General features: G+C 45.6%; 18 protein-coding genes. 4 read left to right on the forward strand and 14 right to left on the reverse strand.

The annotated features are described in order from the left end of the window. Nucleotides 1-55 precede the first annotated feature (55 nt). Nucleotides 56-808 carry a DUF6843 domain-containing protein gene (locus AC1DPK_RS16025; protein ID WP_477510950.1) on the forward strand — a complete coding sequence of 251 codons (753 nt, stop codon included), beginning with the start codon at nucleotides 56-58 and terminating at the stop codon, nucleotides 806-808. Here the strand turns inward: AC1DPK_RS16025 and AC1DPK_RS16030 are convergent. Next, a complete protein-coding gene (locus AC1DPK_RS16030; RefSeq protein WP_477510951.1) occupies nucleotides 786-1691 on the reverse strand; it encodes a DUF4275 family protein in 906 nt (301 codons plus the stop codon). The genes AC1DPK_RS16025 and AC1DPK_RS16030 overlap by 23 nt on opposite strands. A gap of 152 nt (nucleotides 1692-1843) precedes the next feature. On the opposite strand from AC1DPK_RS16030, the gene AC1DPK_RS16035 reads away from it, so the two are divergent. Further along, the gene (locus tag AC1DPK_RS16035; protein WP_441910533.1) at nucleotides 1844-2953 is read left to right on the forward strand and encodes an ATP-binding protein; all 1110 of its coding nucleotides are present in this window, start codon (nucleotides 1844-1846) and stop codon (nucleotides 2951-2953) included. Between the two features lie 354 nt (nucleotides 2954-3307). Here the strand turns inward: AC1DPK_RS16035 and AC1DPK_RS16040 are convergent, their stop codons facing one another. The 6 genes from AC1DPK_RS16040 to AC1DPK_RS16065 form a co-directional block, all read right to left on the reverse strand. After that, on the reverse strand, nucleotides 3308-3718 hold the full coding sequence (locus tag AC1DPK_RS16040; protein ID WP_339206440.1) for a VOC family protein: 411 nt from the start codon (nucleotides 3716-3718) through the stop codon (nucleotides 3308-3310). A gap of 34 nt (nucleotides 3719-3752) precedes the next feature. Beyond that, nucleotides 3753-4088 carry a hypothetical protein gene (locus tag AC1DPK_RS16045; RefSeq protein ID WP_477510952.1) on the reverse strand — a complete coding sequence of 112 codons (336 nt, stop codon included), beginning with the start codon at nucleotides 4086-4088 and terminating at the stop codon, nucleotides 3753-3755. A gap of 117 nt (nucleotides 4089-4205) precedes the next feature. Further along, a complete protein-coding gene (locus tag AC1DPK_RS16050) occupies nucleotides 4206-4553 on the reverse strand; it encodes a hypothetical protein (RefSeq protein ID WP_477510953.1) in 348 nt (115 codons plus the stop codon). Between the two features lie 183 nt (nucleotides 4554-4736). Beyond that, entirely contained in the window at nucleotides 4737-5165 is a 429-nt protein-coding gene (locus AC1DPK_RS16055) for an HIT family protein (RefSeq protein WP_477510954.1), read from the reverse strand. Nucleotides 5166-5290: 125 nt separating this feature from the next. Next, nucleotides 5291-6394, reverse strand: coding sequence for a threonine aldolase family protein (locus AC1DPK_RS16060; RefSeq protein ID WP_477510955.1), 1104 nt, complete (start codon nucleotides 6392-6394; stop codon nucleotides 5291-5293). A gap of 30 nt (nucleotides 6395-6424) precedes the next feature. Then, complete coding sequence (locus tag AC1DPK_RS16065; RefSeq protein WP_477510956.1) at nucleotides 6425-6862, reverse strand: Lrp/AsnC family transcriptional regulator; 438 nt, start codon at nucleotides 6860-6862, stop codon at nucleotides 6425-6427. Nucleotides 6863-7013: 151 nt separating this feature from the next. On the opposite strand from AC1DPK_RS16065, the gene AC1DPK_RS16070 reads away from it, so the two are divergent. Further along, nucleotides 7014-7661: a YitT family protein gene (locus AC1DPK_RS16070; RefSeq protein WP_477510957.1), complete on the forward strand. Its 648-nt coding sequence runs from the start codon at nucleotides 7014-7016 to the stop codon at nucleotides 7659-7661. Between the two features lie 216 nt (nucleotides 7662-7877). On the opposite strand, the gene AC1DPK_RS16075 is transcribed toward AC1DPK_RS16070, so the two are convergent. The 5 genes from AC1DPK_RS16075 to AC1DPK_RS16095 form a co-directional block, all read right to left on the reverse strand. After that, nucleotides 7878-9596, reverse strand: a complete 1719-nt coding sequence (locus AC1DPK_RS16075) for an ABC transporter ATP-binding protein (RefSeq protein ID WP_477510993.1) — start codon at nucleotides 9594-9596, stop codon at nucleotides 7878-7880. Nucleotides 9597-9655: 59 nt separating this feature from the next. Next, nucleotides 9656-10465 (reverse strand): formate dehydrogenase accessory sulfurtransferase FdhD, encoded by an 810-nt coding sequence (fdhD, locus tag AC1DPK_RS16080; RefSeq protein ID WP_339206430.1) that lies wholly within the window; start codon nucleotides 10463-10465, stop codon nucleotides 9656-9658. 57 nt (nucleotides 10466-10522) lie between these two features. Beyond that, the gene (locus AC1DPK_RS16085; RefSeq protein ID WP_477510958.1) at nucleotides 10523-12877 is read right to left on the reverse strand and encodes an FdhF/YdeP family oxidoreductase; all 2355 of its coding nucleotides are present in this window, start codon (nucleotides 12875-12877) and stop codon (nucleotides 10523-10525) included. 265 nt (nucleotides 12878-13142) lie between these two features. Beyond that, nucleotides 13143-13631, reverse strand: coding sequence for a translation initiation factor IF-3 (infC, locus tag AC1DPK_RS16090; protein WP_477510994.1), 489 nt, complete (start codon nucleotides 13629-13631; stop codon nucleotides 13143-13145). A 101-nt stretch (nucleotides 13632-13732) separates the two neighbouring features. Then, a complete protein-coding gene (locus tag AC1DPK_RS16095; protein ID WP_076268448.1) occupies nucleotides 13733-15142 on the reverse strand; it encodes an MATE family efflux transporter in 1410 nt (469 codons plus the stop codon). 162 nt (nucleotides 15143-15304) lie between these two features. Here AC1DPK_RS16095 and AC1DPK_RS16100 point away from each other — a divergent pair, with 162 nt between their 5' ends. Then, a complete protein-coding gene (locus AC1DPK_RS16100; RefSeq protein ID WP_076268449.1) occupies nucleotides 15305-16189 on the forward strand; it encodes an AraC family transcriptional regulator in 885 nt (294 codons plus the stop codon). 133 nt (nucleotides 16190-16322) lie between these two features. Here the strand turns inward: AC1DPK_RS16100 and AC1DPK_RS16105 are convergent, their stop codons facing one another. Further along, complete coding sequence (locus AC1DPK_RS16105) at nucleotides 16323-17504, reverse strand: acyltransferase family protein (protein ID WP_477510959.1); 1182 nt, start codon at nucleotides 17502-17504, stop codon at nucleotides 16323-16325. 135 nt (nucleotides 17505-17639) lie between these two features. Beyond that, on the reverse strand, nucleotides 17640-18173 hold the full coding sequence (locus AC1DPK_RS16110; RefSeq protein ID WP_477510960.1) for a VanZ family protein: 534 nt from the start codon (nucleotides 18171-18173) through the stop codon (nucleotides 17640-17642). Between the last annotated feature and the right edge of the window lie 143 nt (nucleotides 18174-18316).

Below are 18316 nucleotides of genomic sequence, written 5' to 3' on the forward strand. Positions count from 1 at the left end.
ACGTTATGCTTTAGGGGTACAAAGCTCCCATACACACAGAAGAGGTGTTGTCCCCATGAAACAAAAGCTATTTTACGTTTTAGTTGCTATAGCCAGCTATTTTGCAGGCGTACTCGCCTATTTAGGATATTTGGCGCTTGTGTACGATCAGAGCCTCGGAAGTGATTCGAGCAAGCTAATCGGCTGGACGCTTCCTTCGTATCTATTCCTTATTCTCCCGTTTTACACCCTGATGTTCCGCTGGAGAAAGTCGGTTATTTTTCTGCGCACTGCCCTGCTGATTGTTCTAAGTATCATTGCCGCAGCTTCCGTTACCGTTATGATGGGCTTAGGAATATGGGGAATACAGGATCTCTTTTCTCCTGAGTTCGGACTGTTTATTTTATTATTTGCCAGCTCTGCAATCGTATTTTCTGTAGGTTCTCTTGTTGCTATAAAAGAGAAGGGCTATCTCATCTTCTTGCTTGCTTCACTTGTAATCATATACCTGCCGATCAATATGCTGGTCTCAGAGGTTGAGAAAAGCAGACCAGTTATCCATCACATTCCGCAAAGCTTTCATGGCACTGTTGTCATTCATTTTGGCGATTCAAGCTCTCCACCTATCTCTAAGAAAAAAGGATATGAAGTAATTAACATTTCGGAAAATGGTAATTATAAAACGTCCAGTCCTCGGCCTGTGCGAGGCATTAGGCATGTATTAGTAGATGAACTGGGCAATGAAGTAAAGGAAATTTCGATCTCTGGCGAAACCATGAAATACGGCTCTGATCCTGGAGTAACGATTAGCGAGTATACTGTGCCTTAACAAAATAAGGCCCTAATTCAGACTCATGGGTTACCACATAGGTCCACTTAAAATGCTCATCTACAATATAGATGTCCTGCTCGCCTTCCACATCCTCAGGCATTAAACGCGCTGCATCTTCTATCAGCAACACTAAATCATGCTGCTGATAGAAGACATAACATGCCTTTTTAGGCTCATTACGGAATGCTTCTACCGCTTGTTCATCGCTTAAGCATGATTTTTTTGCATAGCTGAAAACATGCCATAAATATTGTTCCATATAAATGTTCGTCTTTTCTTGGGCATCCAAACCCTCTGCAAAAATGTCTTCCCACTCGCGCTTCATGTCACGACCCTCAAGCTCTGCCTGAGCCACTCTCATATGTTTAGCTTCAAGTTTGGGTATCAGCTTAAGATGCTCGATCCTCGCCTGCCATTCGCCAAACAGAAACTGTTTGATCACCTCTCTTAATTCGTCGCTGGCATGCTCCAACATTTCGCGTAGTGTGCTCGCTTGGCTGCTGATTATAATCGGATCGATAGTGCCCTTGCTTTCGAAGAAACCGCCAGGATATTGTCTAACATTCGGTGCATGAACCCAGCCAAAATATTTAAATAAATACTCGAATGTATTTTGTTCAATACTCTCATCAATAATTTTCTCAATATGTGCTCGACTTACTTGATCGACAATAATCAAATTCTCTTCTGAACAGACGAACGTATTGTCCCCTCTGCTCAGCCGATCGTTACGGATGGATTCGATACATTTTACCGTATAAAAATTAGCTACCCACCGGGAGTAATCTGGAAATGTGACATAAACACAGACGCGAGCATCTGTTTCGTCCTCAATGGAGCATTCCCAATCTATCCTCACATGCCTCTTTTTCGAAAACAATGCTTTACCCCCTTAAATGTTAGGCCTGCTATTAAAATATTTGTTCATCGTACCATAAAGTTTTTGGTCATTGTTTACAATTCACTGAACTTATGTTAAATTTATCGTATAACGTAATTACGTAAAACAATAATATTAAGAGGTGATGCCGTTTGACCGCTTCTAGAGACTACGGAACTGAGCTTGATCTACTTACCAAAGAGATGAACGAGCTCAAACAAATGTTAACTCAGGTCATTAATACTCGTCCTTCTCCAAAACAAGCATTAACCATGAATTTAAATGAGAACTCATTAAACGATGAAGTCCCGCATGATTTAGGCAGCCTCTTTTATTCCGGGCAATATCGCGGGCACAATGGCTTCAGGTGGGACCCTAGGCAGCAAGAAGTCCATCACTTACTTGGTCTTGACACCGATAAAGTAGCAAAAATTTTGGCTGCACTCGGAAATAAGCAGCGGCTCGACATCCTGCTTGCTGTATTGCTGGAGCCTCTCTCCGGCTCAGATATCGTAGAACGACTAAACCTGGGAACTACGGGGCAGCTTTACCACCATACCAAAGCCTTACTCGGGGCTGACCTTTTGGTTCAAGAGGAACGTGGAGGCAAGTATTCTCTGCCTGCTCATCGAACGCTTCCGCTGCTGCTTTTGTTGACCGCTATTACTGATCTGCTCGATACGAGCCATTATATGGAGCTTACTGAGGCTAGAAACAACGTTGAAGAGTATTTAGGCGAAAATAAAGAGGGGTACGATCCGAATCATCTTTTATGGTCCGTCATTGATAATTCGGTGTTGGAGCACCAAGCAGGCTATAGTACGGAGCTATATATCGTCCTTCACAGCGATACAAGTATTACCGTCTCTGATAATGGTCGAGGCATTCCGATTCAAGCCTTCCCTCAGTCGAAGACAACTCCAGTACAAACCGTGCTTACGGAGCTTGGGCATTACAATAAAAGCGCATCCGTTGTAGCTTCCGAAGGGTTAAAAGGCATAAACATGCCTGTAGTTAACGCTTTGTCTGAACAGCTTTCTGTAGAGGTTCGCCGTGATGGAAAAGTATTTCGTCAAGACTTTAAACATGGCATACCGCAAAGTGAACTGCTTGTCTTAGGCATGACGAAGGAAACAGGCACAAGCATTACCTTTAAGCCGAATCCGGACATTTTTAAATATCCATTTGATAAGGCAGCACTACTAGATCGTTTAGCAGATCTGCAAGGTCGTTTCCCTGACCTAAAGGTTGAGATGCTATAGCTGCTTCAAACTTGAAGCTGCGCTAGCGAGATGCAGAAGACGGTGGATTATGTCCACTATCTTCTGCATCAGCACTATTCATGAGTTGGAATGTAAACATCAACTTCTTCGGGAAATTTGGGATTTGCGAAGTGGTAAAACTCTAAAGCGAGCGCTTTCGGGCTGTTCATTATGCCATGTTTGTTTAAATAGCTGTGAATCAAAAGTAAACATGACTTCAGAATTCATATGTGCACATATGTAACGCACAGGGTACAGAATATGTTGAATTTCAACTCTACGTTCTTGGAATCTCTCTCTTGCCTGCTTCAGCCTTTCCCAATTTGCATGAAACGGATGGGGAATAGGGAGCAATCAGCTTTTCTCAAGACTTAATTGCCATGAAACGCCGAACTTATCTGAAACCCAGCCAAACTTCTCACTAAACGGATAAGCGGCAAGCGGCATGAGTATGCTGCCCTCAAGTGATAGGCTTTCAAAAACCTGATCTATTTCCTCTTCCGTATCGCAGGTAACGAACAAAGATATTGAAGGTGTGAACGTAAAGCCATGGTTGACGCCGCTATCGATACACATAAACTGTTGTCCTTTTAGAGAAAATGTAGCTTTCATCACGGTTCCTTCAGGGCCTGTCTCATTCGCTCCGTATCGCTGGATGCTTATGATTTCGGATTGATCGAATAATGAAGTGTAGAAGTTCATAGCCTCCTCCGCTCTGCCTTCAAACATAAAAAATGTTTTAATTTTTTGATTTGCTTTCTCCATTGTTTCGTCTCGTCCTTTCATGTCTTTTTTTGCTTTATAATGCCCCTTTATATGCGGTTTCTTTCCTTATTAGGGAAATGACATATAAAATGAGTACCGCTGCATAGAGATTCCAAATACTCGGTATAGATGCTACAGATAAATAAATGCCATACGGCAGCGACCAGATGAGTACCACTAGCATTAACATTCGGTTTCTCACAATTGCAGCTAAAATTCCTATACAAGCTGGAAGGATCAACATCATAAACACGATAAGAATCGTTTTATGACTCACCCGTATTTCCGTGTAAGGGTTCCAAAACAATAAAAGGCAGCTCAACATGATACATCCCACAGAAGCCGCTCCTGCACAAAAGGAATATTTCATATGAATACATACCTCCTCTGTACTATTTTATAAATTGGAACCCCTATTGCTATCCAACGTTTAGCCTCATCAAAAACTAACCTCGTTAATCATTCTTTATGTTGTACGTAGTATAGCTCATTGAACCTTTATCGTCGAAATCGTTATTTTATGCGAAATCCCGAGGTGGTTATATTTGATCGTGACCGATTCAATCGTTTGCTTATCCCCTATTGTTAGGGCATAGGTATGATCCGCATCTGTGACTTTGCCTTTATTCTCTTTGGCCGTCTGTGCCTGCGGGGATGTTCCTGTTGGAATGGTCACTTCATTCAGATCCTTAAATGAGTAATCCTTTTCTTCCGTCTCATCGAAGCGGTCGGTTACAATAAAACCTTTAGCAGGACTGCTAACTTGTATTTTGACTCGCTCAGGCACGTCGCCATCATTTATTAATACTTCATTAATATCGATAGATCCAACCAAACTTTTATTCCCGACTATCACTAAAACAATTTGTCTATCGTTTGTTGAAGAGAACGCCTGTGCTGTTAAAGGCGGCTTCGCTTTCGAGTAGACATAAGAACCACCAAATACAAGGAAACAGCAAACAATTAGTAAAATGATTTTTTTCAGAATGGATCACTCCTTCTTTAGCCTCATTTCACATTATGTGCTAACATCATGGATTGCCACTAGCAGCTTCTCTCGTGTTTCGCTTAAACGCTCCTTTGCATGTGTAAAATCAACAGGCTCCACCCAAGCAAACCCATCCGAATCATACCGAGGGAACACATGCATATGATAATGCGTCAAATCGTTGAATTTTCCGCCATTTTGAATAATCGTTATACCGTCTGGCTGAAAATGTACCTTTAGCACCCTTGCCAGCATCGCAGATGTTTTCATAATTTCATTAGCGGTTAACTCGTCTAAATCATCGACATCATGAAAATGCTTCTTAGGGAGTATGAGCAGATGACCCTCATTAAGCGGTGCTATATCTAGAAGACAAGTCACCCATTCATTTTCGTATACGGTTTGAGTCTCTAATTCATGATTGGCCAGCTGACAACCTAAACACGGCTTCTTTTCCATCCTCATTTCCCCCTCTGCACTTATGCCTAATGAAACAAACGAGAATTTTATCAGAAATTATCTCATTTTCCACTATTTATAACTTAGCATGTTGTGCAGACATAATCGAGTTAAAAGTGTTAATGCTATTCCCTCCCACCTTTCTGTTGCAGCTTATTGTCCAGCAATCGAAATGCTTCAAAAAGCGTTTCTTTAGGAGCCGCATCATACCGATCGCCAATGTTAACCTCAAAATAGGAGCCAGCGTCTCCTTTATCACGGACAGACTGCGTCAAACCGATACCTGTTTTCCCAGCGATATCGATTAGGATTGAATCAAGCTGCTCCTTCTGTGCTGTCGAGTGAACATGAAACATATTGGAAACAGGCACCTCCGGGATAGTCTTCATGCCCTCGCACCCGTTATATAATGCAGCAAGCTCCTGCGCTTCCCTGTAGTACTTCTTCATATGCGGAAGTCGCCGCTCCATGTAATAGTCTGCAGCAATAATATAAGGATATAAGCTGATGAGATCACCGCCGTGGCGTCTTTTCCAAATCTTCGATTCCTCTGTAAAGCTGCGATCTCCGGCTAATATCGCTCCTGCAATACCGCCAATTCCTTTATAGAACGAAATATATACACTGTCGAAGAGCGCGCAAACCTCTTGAGCAGACTTTTCATAATACGGAAGAATCTCGAACAGCCTCGCACCATCCAGATGAAGCTTAATTCCTCTCTCCCGACAAAATGCCGACATAGCCTTGAGCTCTGCAAATTCCGGCAACTGTCCGCCAATTTCGCGCTGCGGCAGCTCCAGCAGCAAACAAGCGATGTTTTCCTCTAGACCAAGCAAATCATGAAGAAGGACAGGCCTTTCTACATCCGCCAACAGTACAGCTTCAAGATGATGCAGCTCTTTCATGCCGTCTTTCTCGTGAATCTCCAGATGGCTTAAAGGATGATAACCGACCTTCTTATTTCCTTTCTCGTCACACCATATACGAAGCGCAATTTGCTGAGCCATTGTACCGCTGGGGAAAAATACAGCCGATTCTTTGCCTAACAGTTTAGCCATCTTTTCCTCAAAATTCTCAATTATCGCTCCATTGCCGTACATATCGCTATCCTGCTCTGCGTCCCACTGCTCTAGCGCTTCTTTGAGAACCTGTACATTCCGCTTTCCATGACCGATTAACGGATAGCTGGCTTGATTATATGCTTCAATTAGTGTCTTCGTTTGTTCCATCTTATACGTCCCCTTTACTCTGTTAATTGTTTATTCCTTAGGCAGTATAGTTTTGTTCATTACAGGCGAAGAGAGAATGACCGACGTGTTGACATTGCCGAAAGGCATAAGCCTCTCTACAAGCTCGCTTAGACCATCCATCCCCGTTATCGCTGCTTTCAGAATATAGCTGACCGTTCCTGTTACCCGGTGGCATTCTATAATTTCATCATCATTCATGATGCGCTTCTCAAACTCCATCGGAAATACTTTCAATTCGCTCATTTGAATGATGACCTGTATGTTTCTGCCGATAGCAGCAGGCGATACTCGTGCGCCGAATCCAGTAATGATGCCTTTCTCCTGCAAGCGCAGCAGACGCTCAGATATGCTGGGGCGGCTGAGAGACAATCGTTTGGACAGCTCACTCACCGTTATTCGGCCATCCTCCTGCAGTAATTGGAGAAGCATACGATCCAATTGATCCATGATCACAACCTCCTTCATTTTGCAGGAAAAACAATAAAAATTCGTTCAATGTTATATAAATTCACATCAATTTCATTCTGTTTATCATATATACAATTGATGCTGTTTTGTATTCTTATAGTAACAAACTTAAGCAGGCGGTGCATGTGAGATGTTACGCATATTGGATTACAAAATGAAGGAAAATATCAGCAAATGGCTTCATATTGCAATAGGCTGCTTCGTTACTGTGGGCGGATTAGTCATTTTAAAGCATTCACATATCGTAACTGGAGGAACAGCAGGACTCTCTTTAAGCTTATCACCCCAGCTGCAAGTCTCATTCCACTATTTGTTTTTATTGCTCAATCTTCCATTTCTAATTTTCTCTTACTTTTACATGGGCAAATCCTTTACCTTCAAAACTATTGGTGCTATCGCGCTGCTCTCCTCATTAAGTGCAATAAACGATATCTTGCCTGCCTTTACGATTCCGCCACTAATCGGAGCGATCGTCGGAGGATTATTCATCGGAGCAGGCATTACCGCCTTATTCCGCAACGGTGCTTCGCTCGGCGGCGCGACAATACTAGCCATCTATTTGCACAAAAAGCATGGCGTCAACCCTGGGATTACCAACTTCGCATTTGATTTTCTAGTTGTCCTCACTAGTCTATCCGTATTTCCTCTTAAAAGCGGATTGTACTCTGCCTTGTCGATTGCCGTTACATCGGCCTTCTTGTCGTTTTATAAGAGAAGGAAAACAGGCGCAAAGAAAGACAAACAAGAAGTATTGTCAGGCGCCGCGAATACCGTTTAAACAAGATCAAGCCTTTAGTGTTCCTTTAGCATGGAGTGGAGTACGTTGTAATGGCGGATGTGTGGGATTAATTTGTAGGATTAATATTTGAGCTTGATGCGTAGCAGTTCCTGTTTGTTTCATTCTATCTGTTAGTGATAAACAGCCTCGGCTGCTTTGTTAATAAAAAAAAAGCTGCCGATTCATCGATATCGGCAGCCTTCATTCAAATTCAGATTATCTATTGCCAAACTGTGCTTTATGCAAGCGGCTGTAAATGCCGCCTGCCGATACAAGCTCTTCATGACGGCCTTGCTCGGTAATTCCTTGCTCCGTTACAACAACAATGCGATCCGCATTTTTGATCGTAGCGAGGCGATGTGCAATAACAAGCGTTGTACGGCCCACGGACAGCTCTGCCAGCGACTGCTGGATTGCTGCTTCCGTTTCAGTGTCGAGTGCCGAAGTCGCCTCGTCGAGAATAAGGATCGGCGGGTTTTTGAGGAACATCCGCGCAATCGCAAGCCGCTGCTTCTGTCCGCCAGACAGCTTAACGCCGCGTTCGCCTACTACCGTTTCCAGTCCGTCCGGCTGCGCGTGAATGAATTCTTCAAGCTTCGCTCTGCGCGCGGCTTCCCAAATATCTGTATCCGATGCGCCAAGCTTACCGTAACTGATGTTTTCTCTAATCGTACCGGCGAACAGGAACACATCCTGCTGTACGATACCGATCTGCTTCCGGAGCGAATCCAGCTTTAAGTCGCGAGTATCATAGCCATCGACGGAGATGCTTCCGCCTTCAATTTCATAGAAACGCGGCAGCAAGCTGCAAAGCGTCGTTTTGCCGGCGCCAGAAGGTCCAACAAAGGCAATTGTCTCACCTGCACGAATAGTAAGATCGATATTTTGAAGCACCTTCGCTTCGCCTTCATAGCCAAACGTAACATTCCGATATTCAATATTCCCGTTTAGGCGGTTAACCTCTTTCGCATTGGGTTTATCCGCAACATCAGGCGCTGTCTCCAGCAGCTGCACATAACGTTTAAAGCCGGCAATGCCTTTTGGGTAACTTTCGATAACTGCATTGATTTTTTCAATCGGTTTAAAGAAGATGTTCGTAAGCAAAACAAAGCTAATAAATTCGCCGTACTTCAGATCACCTTTAATAACGAACCAAGTGCCTGCAATCAATACGAATACAGATACAAGTCTCATCAGCATGTAGGTAATCGAAGAGTTCAAACCAATGATTTTGTAGGAAATGAGTTTCGCTTCACGGAAACGCAGGTTGTTCACCTTGAACAACTTTTTCTCATGGCTTTCGTTCGAGAAAGCTTGAACAACACGAATCCCGCCAACCGTATCCTCTACTCGAGCATTAAAATCGGCCATATCCGAGAACAACCGATTCGCAGCTTTCGTCATTTTACCGTTGAACATCAGAACGAGCCAGATAATGATTGGCACAATAACAAAAGTAAGAATGGCTAACTCCAAATTAATATACGCCATAATGCCGAACGCTCCGACGAGCGTCATCGCAGCAATGAACATATCCTCTGGACCATGATGGGCAACCTCGCCAATCTCGAATAAATCATTCGTTAGACGCGAGATTAGATGACCGGTCTTCGTGTTATCGAAGAAACGGAAGGACAGCTTCTGTACGTGGTCGAACAGCTTCTTCCGCATGTCCGTTTCAATATTAATACCAAGCATATGCCCCCAATAGGTGACTACATAGGACAAAATCGTATTAATAATATAAATCAGAAGCAAGATAGCACAGGCTGTAACGATAAGGCCCCAGTTCTCGTCAGGCAACAGCGTATCTATTACATAGCTGACTGCCAAGGGGAAGCACAGCTCAAGAATCGCCAGCACTACTGCACAACAGAAATCAAGCAGAAAAAGCTTCTTGTAAGGCTTGTAGTAGGAAAAAAAGCGTAAAAGCATCATAAACTCCTTCTTGTCACATGGTGATAATCATTTTCATTTAAAATGATATACAATCACTACCATGCTGTCAATCCATCGCCGAAATCGATTCGGTCATGATGGGTGTATACATTCATCTCTCCGCCTCTAATAAAACCCACACAGGTAATGCCTAAATCCTCTGCCAAGCGAAGAGCAAGATCAGTAGGCGCCGACTTGCTGAGCATAATGCCGCAGCCGATCTTGGCCGCTTTCAGCACCGCCTCCGAGGAGAGCCTGCCGCTGAATGCAATCACTTTATCCGAAGTCCGAACACGGTGCAGCAAACAATAGCCGAACAGCTTATCGAGCGCATTGTGGCGCCCAATATCCGTTCTTACCGCAAGCAGCTCCGATGGCGTTCCAATGGCTGCATTATGAACACCGCCCGTGCTGCGAAATTCCGAGGATGCCTCCTGAAGCTCGCGCATAAAGCGAATACATTGCTCAGCAGATATTTTAGTGCGGGTCATGATCGTTTTGGCCGTCAGCATATCATTGTGAAAATAAAACTGCCTACTCTTGCCGCAGCATGATCCGATAAACCGTTTCGCGTAATGATCCTGACTTAACGTATGCTTATGCTCTAGCTCAACATAGGCAAAACCCGTATCCTCTTCAATCCTCAGCGATTTCACCTGACCGGCAGCACGTATAACCCCTTCGGAAGCGAGGAAACCAATGACCAGCTCCTGCAAATGTGATGGCGAGCATACCATCGTTGCAAATTCCTCACCGCCTAGCTTCAGAGTTAGCGGATATTCCGCAGCGATGTCGTCATCCTTCTCCCAGTGGCCGCTGCTATCGTATTTGAGTATGCGCCATTTTGTCGTGTTCGAAAGATCCATTCGAATACTCCCCTTCCACGCTCAGCTTGCTTATGCATCATTACGACCACAGCAGTTCTACGCCGGCGGCTCGATTTCCAGCTCCACAATCCGCTTCTCCATATACTTGGTATCCTTAAAGGCATGATAGGTTTCAGCCTTCTCCACGATAACGGAAGCATTATACTCTGGTATGCCTGCAAACGGCTCATATACTCCTTTTGGAAATAGACTATTCCCTTCCGGCCAGTACAACTCGATATTGCCTGGCGCAATATCCGCTGGTTTCGCCCTGCCATGGAAGCTCCCGCTTCGGTTATATACAACAATCGCATCTCCTTCGGCGATCGCAAGCTCCGACAAATTCGCTTCATTCATCAGCACGTCGTAGCGCCCTGCATCGTTAAAAGCATCCTTCTCGCCATAAATCATAGAGTTAAACTGCTTTCCGCGCCTTGTCGTTGCATAGAAATGCCCTTCCGGTATACGAAGCTCTGGCAATTCAATGGGCAGCAGGCTGCCCTTCCCGTCGGAAGTTGGACAAAAACCACCCTCGCACAGCCACGCCCCGCCCCATTGGAATACGTCACCTTGGTTCCGCAGCAGCTCTACGCCCTCATAGTTCGGTGAAGCCATCGCAATCTCTTCCCTCACAGCAGCAGCATCTTTGAACGCGATAGCCGCTTTGAGCTCCGGCCTAATGCGTGCAGCTAAATCCGCATAGATTTGCCACTCCGCACGCGCTTCTTCGATCCGCGGCCCTTCAATAGTTGGTGAAAAATAAACCATTCGCTCCGTCGAGGTTGACGTACCCCCGCCTGGCTGTTCATACCTTGTCATGGCAGGCAGTACGATAACCTCCTCCTGCGCATCTACAAGTGTCGAGCTGTTCAGCACGATATCCTGATGCACCCGCAATTCGACGCTCTCTAAGCAGCGCTTCACAAAATCAGGATCAGGCATCGTCTCGATAAAATTGCCGCCTGATGTATAGAACAGCTTCAGCTTACGATCAGCATGCTCGTTCAACATTGCGTTTTCAAGCGATACACCTACAATGTCCCCTTGCCAATCCGGCAGCTTAAAGCCCCAAAGTTCCTCTAAACGGCGGATATCCGCACCTTTGCACTCACCGCCAGGCAGACTAAAGGGGTCAGCCCCCATTTCGCCTGAGCCTTGAACGCCGCTATGGCCGCGAATCGGCATCAAGCCGCAATGCTCCCGCCCAAGAAAACCGCGGAGCAGCGCAAGATTGGCAACCTGCGAAATATTGTCCGTTCCGAATCGATGCTGCGTCAGGCCCATGCTCCATACGAATACGCTTGACTTCGCCGCGGCAAGCAAAGCAGCGAAAGCCTGCATCCGCTCTCTCGTCAGCCCGGATGATTTCTCCAGAAGGTCCCAGTCCTGCTGCTGAATATGAACCTTCAGCTCCTCGTACCCATTCGTATGCGCGCTTACAAAAGCATGATCAATCGCTGAGCCTGGCTGCTCCTCCTCCATCTCAAACCAGCACTTCATGACGCCGTGCATGAAAGCAATGTCACCGCCGATATTCACCTGATAGAAATCGTCTGCCAGCTTCGTGCCAAAGAGAGCTGATTCCGGTATAGACGGTATCCAGTAGCCCTCCATTGCCGGCTCGCGATAGGGGTTGATCACGATGATTTTGGTACCCTTGCGCTTAGCTGCGTACATATACTTGGTCGATACAGGCTGATTGTTCGCTGCCACACTGCCCCAAAAAACGAGAACATCCGTACCAATCCAGTCCTTATAATTGCAGGTAGAGGCGCCTACCCCAATAGAGCGCTTCATCGCAGTTTTGGATGGAGAATGGCAAATCCGAGAGGCGTTATCGATGTTATTTGTCCCAATGAGCCGAGCAGCCTTTGCCGCCACATAATAGGATTCATTCGTTATCCCGCGCGCAGTTAAGTAGAAAGCCATCTGCTTCGGGTCTATTGCCCTCGCTTTGGCAGCGATGCGGTCCAGCGCCTCATCCCACGAAATTCTGCGAAAGCTTCTTTCTCCCTTGCTTCTTATAAGTGGGTACGGCAGCCTTCCCAGCTTGCGCAATTGCGTGCTATCGAGCTTCCGTAGCTCCTCAATATCGCCATGCAGCACATCGCCTTTGATAGCAGGCATCGTATTCAGCCGCAGGACGTTCAATCTCGTCGTGCAAATATGAGGACCGTCCAACGTCTGATCATATAAACCGGACACGCCAAGCGCACAGCCATCACATACACCCTGCGTCAAAATCCGATACGCATACGGCAAGCTGTCTCGGTTATCCCACGCTACCTTGAGCGTATCACGAATATGATGCGGCTTAATGCGTCCTAGCCCAAACGGTGCTTTGCTCACCCACAGCTTAGGGTCTGGCAGCCTCGGCAGCTTGATCGGTCCTGTATGCAATGTTTTCTTCATTAATGATTCACCCCGTTAATGATCATTATGGAACGATTGCCATTCTACTTACTAAGCTACCACAAATGAGTAAGCGCATACATTTTATATTTAAAAATAGATGCAAAGCAAGAAGCCTTCACATCAATCATCCTATCAGCTAACCTATATGTAGCTTTAGGAGAAAGCTGTTGCCTTCTCCTGTTAACCCCTGTTGTCGCTGCCTTTAGAAAGGTTTTATAGGCAATTGTTACACCGCTGCTTACCTTTCACCTTCAACCTACCTTTATAAAGGCAGCACCTGCACCGCCGCTTGCTTCCCGCTTACTTGTATGCCGGATTGTTTCTTGCCGCTCTCCTCTAGATCCTTCAGCATGCGCTCCAGCAGCTCCTTCGCTTTGGGGCCTTCCTTGCCTTGAATTTTTACAACGAGCTGCACACCGTTGCCTGAACCAAGAAGCTTCGCTGCCTGCCGCAGCTTCGTATCATAATCATGATCCTCTATATGCGCTGTCAAGCGGAGCTCTTTTATTTTGCTAGGCTGCTCCTTTACTTTTGCCCCGCGCTTCTCTTGGTCAGCCTGCTTTTTCGCTTGCCCTTTGGCTACCAGCTTGCATGGCGGAGGACTGCTCATAAGCGAGGTGCAGACCAAATCCACTTTCAATTCCTTTGCTTTTGCCAGCGCTTCATCACGCGAGACAATGCCTAAATCCTCGCCTCGCAAGCCAGTCAAGTGCACCTCGGAGGCGCGTATTTTTTCATTCATCATAACCATCGATGCCATATCCGTTAATCGCTCCCTTGCCGTGAATACGGAAAACAGCAGCCTTCACTTGCGAAGCCGCTGTCTATTCCTTCCTCTATTATACGCTTTTATTAGATATCCAGCGCGGTTTGTTTATGTGTTTTTCCACTAATGCCGCTCTCTGCACTTCTCTTCGCTTCGGCCTCATCCCGCTCTGCTCTGCGCAGAAACTTTTGGCCTCTCCAGCGAATTAAAGACAATATACCGCGGATGTACTCATCTAAGATCATGCAGGCATATATCCCGATCAAGCCCCAGCCAAGTTGAATTCCCACAAAATAAGCTAATCCCGTCGCAATCAGCCACATCGAGAATACCGAAGTCCACATCGTAAAACGGGTATCGCCTACCGCATTTAATGAATTGCCGAGCGCCATATTGATCATTTTGCCCGGCTGCAGCAGTAGATTCATTCCGAGCAGGGACACGCCTAGCGCTACGATTTCTTTGTTCTCAGTAAACATGCCTAGCAGCTGTTTGCCAAACAAATAGATAAGAAACGCGTTAACCGTCACCACCGCAAGCCCAATCCACATCGCTCGGAAGGCGATATGGTACGCCTCTTTCACCTTGCCTGCTCCAAATAGATGGGCAATCTGAATTTGTACTGCCAGGGCAATCGAATAGCCAAGCATGAAGCAAAACGATTCCAACGTATTCATATACGTCCGTGCCGCCAGCTCATTCGAGCCGAGAATAGCCAAAAAGGTGAAAATAAGCAGCTGCGTAAATACCCAGCAAGACATATTCACGCCAAGCGGCCATCCAATACGGAGAATTTCGCCAAACAGCTTACGATTAAATACATTAAAGTCACGAAGAGCAATCGTACGTTCAAAAGAGCTAAGGAACATGATGAACAGCACAATCGTAGCGAGCAAGCGGCATAACACGGTTGAGATGGCTACGCCCATCAAGCCCCATTTTGGAAAACCGAATGCCCCGAAGATGAACGCATAGTTGAAAAAAACATGCACAACGTTCATTCCAATTGCCGTATACATTGGCCCCTTTGTATTTCCCGTATTCCGAATCGATGTGCTAAGCGCCGACATCAACGCAATCAATACCATCCCGCCGCCGACTATCGAGATATACGTCTTTGCAAGTGGAATCAAATTTTCTGGAAGCTGCAGCACCGCAGCGATCTCGCCTGGAATGAGGATGAGCAGCCCGCTAAGCAACAGCCCAATGATGGCACTTACTTTCACCGCCATTATCGCGATCGTGCGAGCATCCTCGCCATTTTTGGAGCCTATTTTTTGTGCAATGAGTATGCCCGCTCCACTCGCGACCGTTATAAATAAAGTCGTCAACGCTTGAAACAGCTGGTTAGAGAAGCCTACTACCGCTACTGCATCATCCGATATCCGGCTCACCATCAGCGTATCCGCCGCACCGAGTAAAAATTGTAAAAACAGCTCTATGAATATTGGCCACGCCAGCATCCAGAGCGAAATCTTTTTGTTAGATAAAGCCATCCTGTTGTCCTCCTGCATCGGCTGCCTAATAGCGGCCGTATCCGTTGTCTTATCATCAATCGTCATATCAAATTATAGATGCTATACTGAGCTTGATGTATCACTTTTACAACTGAAACTATAACGATTCAAACTTCAATATTTGAAGGAGAAAATCCTAACATGACCATCATTCATATGACGATTCCACCGCTGCCGCATTATATCATTGGGGGGTATACGGTTGCCCCTTCTGGCCGCAAGCATCCAAGCAGATGCAACATTAATGTATTTGATTTGCTTGTCGTAACGCGGGGCTGCTTATACATGGGAGAAGAAGATCAGCATTATGAAGTGAGCGCAGGGCACGCACTTATTCTCAGGCCGGATGCCCATCATTACGCAACGCGTGCATGCGAGGAGCAGACCGCTTATTACTGGATTCATTTTCAGACGACGGGGATGTGGAGTATAACAGATCAATCCATGCCTGAGGTACCGCCTGACAGTTCCAAAACAAGAATACTCAACACCAACATTTATACGGCACAAACCTTTGCCAAACAGCTTCCCCAGTTTGCTAAACTGCTGCAGCCCTCCAAGATGGACAGTCTGCTGCGACAGTTGGTTCAGCTTAATATGAATGACCATATTCCCAGCGTAAAATGGAAGCAGCAGCTTGTATTCCAAGAGGTTATCGAGCATTTATCTGCATCGATGGAAGCGGAGGGGCCTTCTCCCTCTATTTTGTGCGCAGAGCAAGCAGCTTCCTATTTGCGAGAGCATTATCGTGATAGCATAACCGCGCAGGAGCTGGGAGACAGCATTAACTTTCATCCCGTTTATATCGCAAGATGCATGCAGAAGGAGTTTGGCTGCGCGCCATTCGATTACCTCATGCGTTTCCGGATTGAACAAGCAAAGCTGCTGCTGCTTCAAACGGATCTGCCTATCGCCCGCATCGGAGAACAGGTTGGCTTTAATCATGCTGCCTATTTCACCTCTTGCTTTGCCAAATACGAAAGCATATCGCCGCGCAAATATAGACAACGATTTTCTCATGGGTAAGGATGGGTGCATTCCCGCCAAAACATTACACCGAACATCACGCTTTTCCTTCGATATCAGTCACTTGCCTGCTTGCTCATAAAAAAGGAACGGCTCCCACTAAGGGAACCGTTCCTTCCTTATGCCCTATTGATTATGCACCGGATGATACATCACTACTGCTTACAGCAGCTGTACTTTGCTTCTTGCCCCAGCCTGTAAGCCACTTGCCTAACCGAATGGATGGCAGCTCTATGAAATAGTAGCTTAGCGCCCCGGCTCCGAATGAAGCAACAAAGGCGAGTATCACAATAAACGTTGTTTCCAGTTCGCCATTCAGCAGATGGATGAGCGACAACAGGATAATCATATGATACAAATAGAGACTGTATGAGATTTTACCCAAAAACAATAACGGCTTTCGCTGCAGCTGCCTCGATAAACGAACGGATGATAGCGCTGTAATAATGAAGATCGAAGCGCCGATAGCCGTCATCCAATCGCCGCTGTGCGGCATGAGCATGTCATGAAAGTCCTCGCCATAACCGATCCATTTGAACGAATAAAAGCACAGTCCGATAATAAGCATCAGCATGACCCGCCAACCATACAACCGTGAAAATGCTGACTTCAGCTCTTTCTGATATTTGGCCAGCAGCGCCCCTATAATGAAGAAAGAGGCATAATGCAGCGAGATCACAAAGTTCGTCATATATTTAATTTCAAAATTTTCAAGCATAATTTCAGCGCCAATGGATAAGACGAGTGCCAGCGGCAGCCCTACCTTCCAGCTGCTTTTGACAATGATGAACATAATAAACGGGAACAATAACGAGATGCGCATTTCATGAACGAGCGTCCACAAAATCGGATCATACCTCGTCGTATTGTAGTTTCCTACAAACAGCAAATGATGAATGATTGAGGTCACATTAGGGGGGATCACCCACAGATTGTTATAATAGCTCGTCAAATTCGTCAGCTTCGATACATAGACGATTTCCCTCATTAATATGGCGATCAGTAATGCGACGAGAAAAGGAATGTAAATACGGCAAATCCGCTTAATTACATATTTTGAATAGGATTGCTGGCGGTTGCTGAAAAACGGCAAGGAAAGTACAAACCCGCTGAGCAGAAAAAACATAATGACCGCTTCATGACCGCCCCATATCGCATGCAGCGGTGTGTATTTAAACAGGTTAAGCGGGTAATCAAAATAGCTGAGATCCGACGTATTTTGCGCAATAGGCGCAAATACCAATAAGAAATGACCAATCATTACGGCTAATGCCGCCAATCCCCTAAGTGAATCTAATTCCTCATAGCGCTGCAAGCTGCAATTCCCCCACATTTACCGAATCTATACAATGTCAAAGACGATTATAATGGATAGCAGCCTGCTTTGTCCGCAACTATTTTTGCACGCCGCCCGCAAGCTAAAAATGATTAATTAGAATAACTTCTATCATCAATATTGAGATCGATTCCGTGACCTTGATCGCCACAGCTTCACCACTCCTAAGATACACAAACAGATGAGCAATCCCGTACATCCCCCTACAAAATCAAGAACTACATCAGTTGCGTTACCCGTACGCTCGTCAGAGCCTAATTGATTCCATTCATCCATAGCCGGGACAGCAATGGCAACCGTCAGAGTAAGTATAATGGAAAGGAACCAGCGTCCGCGGGTCAGTGCTCGCAGGAACATAAACATCAACGCAGTAAAAGTCGCATACACAAACAAATGTGCGCCCTTTCGAAACAAAAATTCGATAAAGCTATAAGGCCGATCATGTGAATTAACGATGCTCGTTCGATAGGTAAGCGTAACATCCGGCAGCCATCTAACTAACTGATCGTATGTAAAGTGACTGCGCAAAAACGGCTGAATACTTTGTTGTTCATATGTTTGGGATGAAAATAGGAATAAAAGCCCGAGCCACCCTACTAATAATAGCCCCCACAGAATAGTCGGCTTCCATCTAGCAGGTCTATACATATTCAATTACACCTCCTGTAAAGCAACCAGCTTCCAATTTATTATCCCTCTATCATACTTGAAAAAAACACTCAAACAAAATGCGAGCATAGGCGTACTAAATTAGTCATGCCAAAGAACGGCTTGCTCGCAAAAGTGAAGCA

The sequence above is a fragment of the Paenibacillus sp. 01T424 genome (assembly GCF_056398745.1).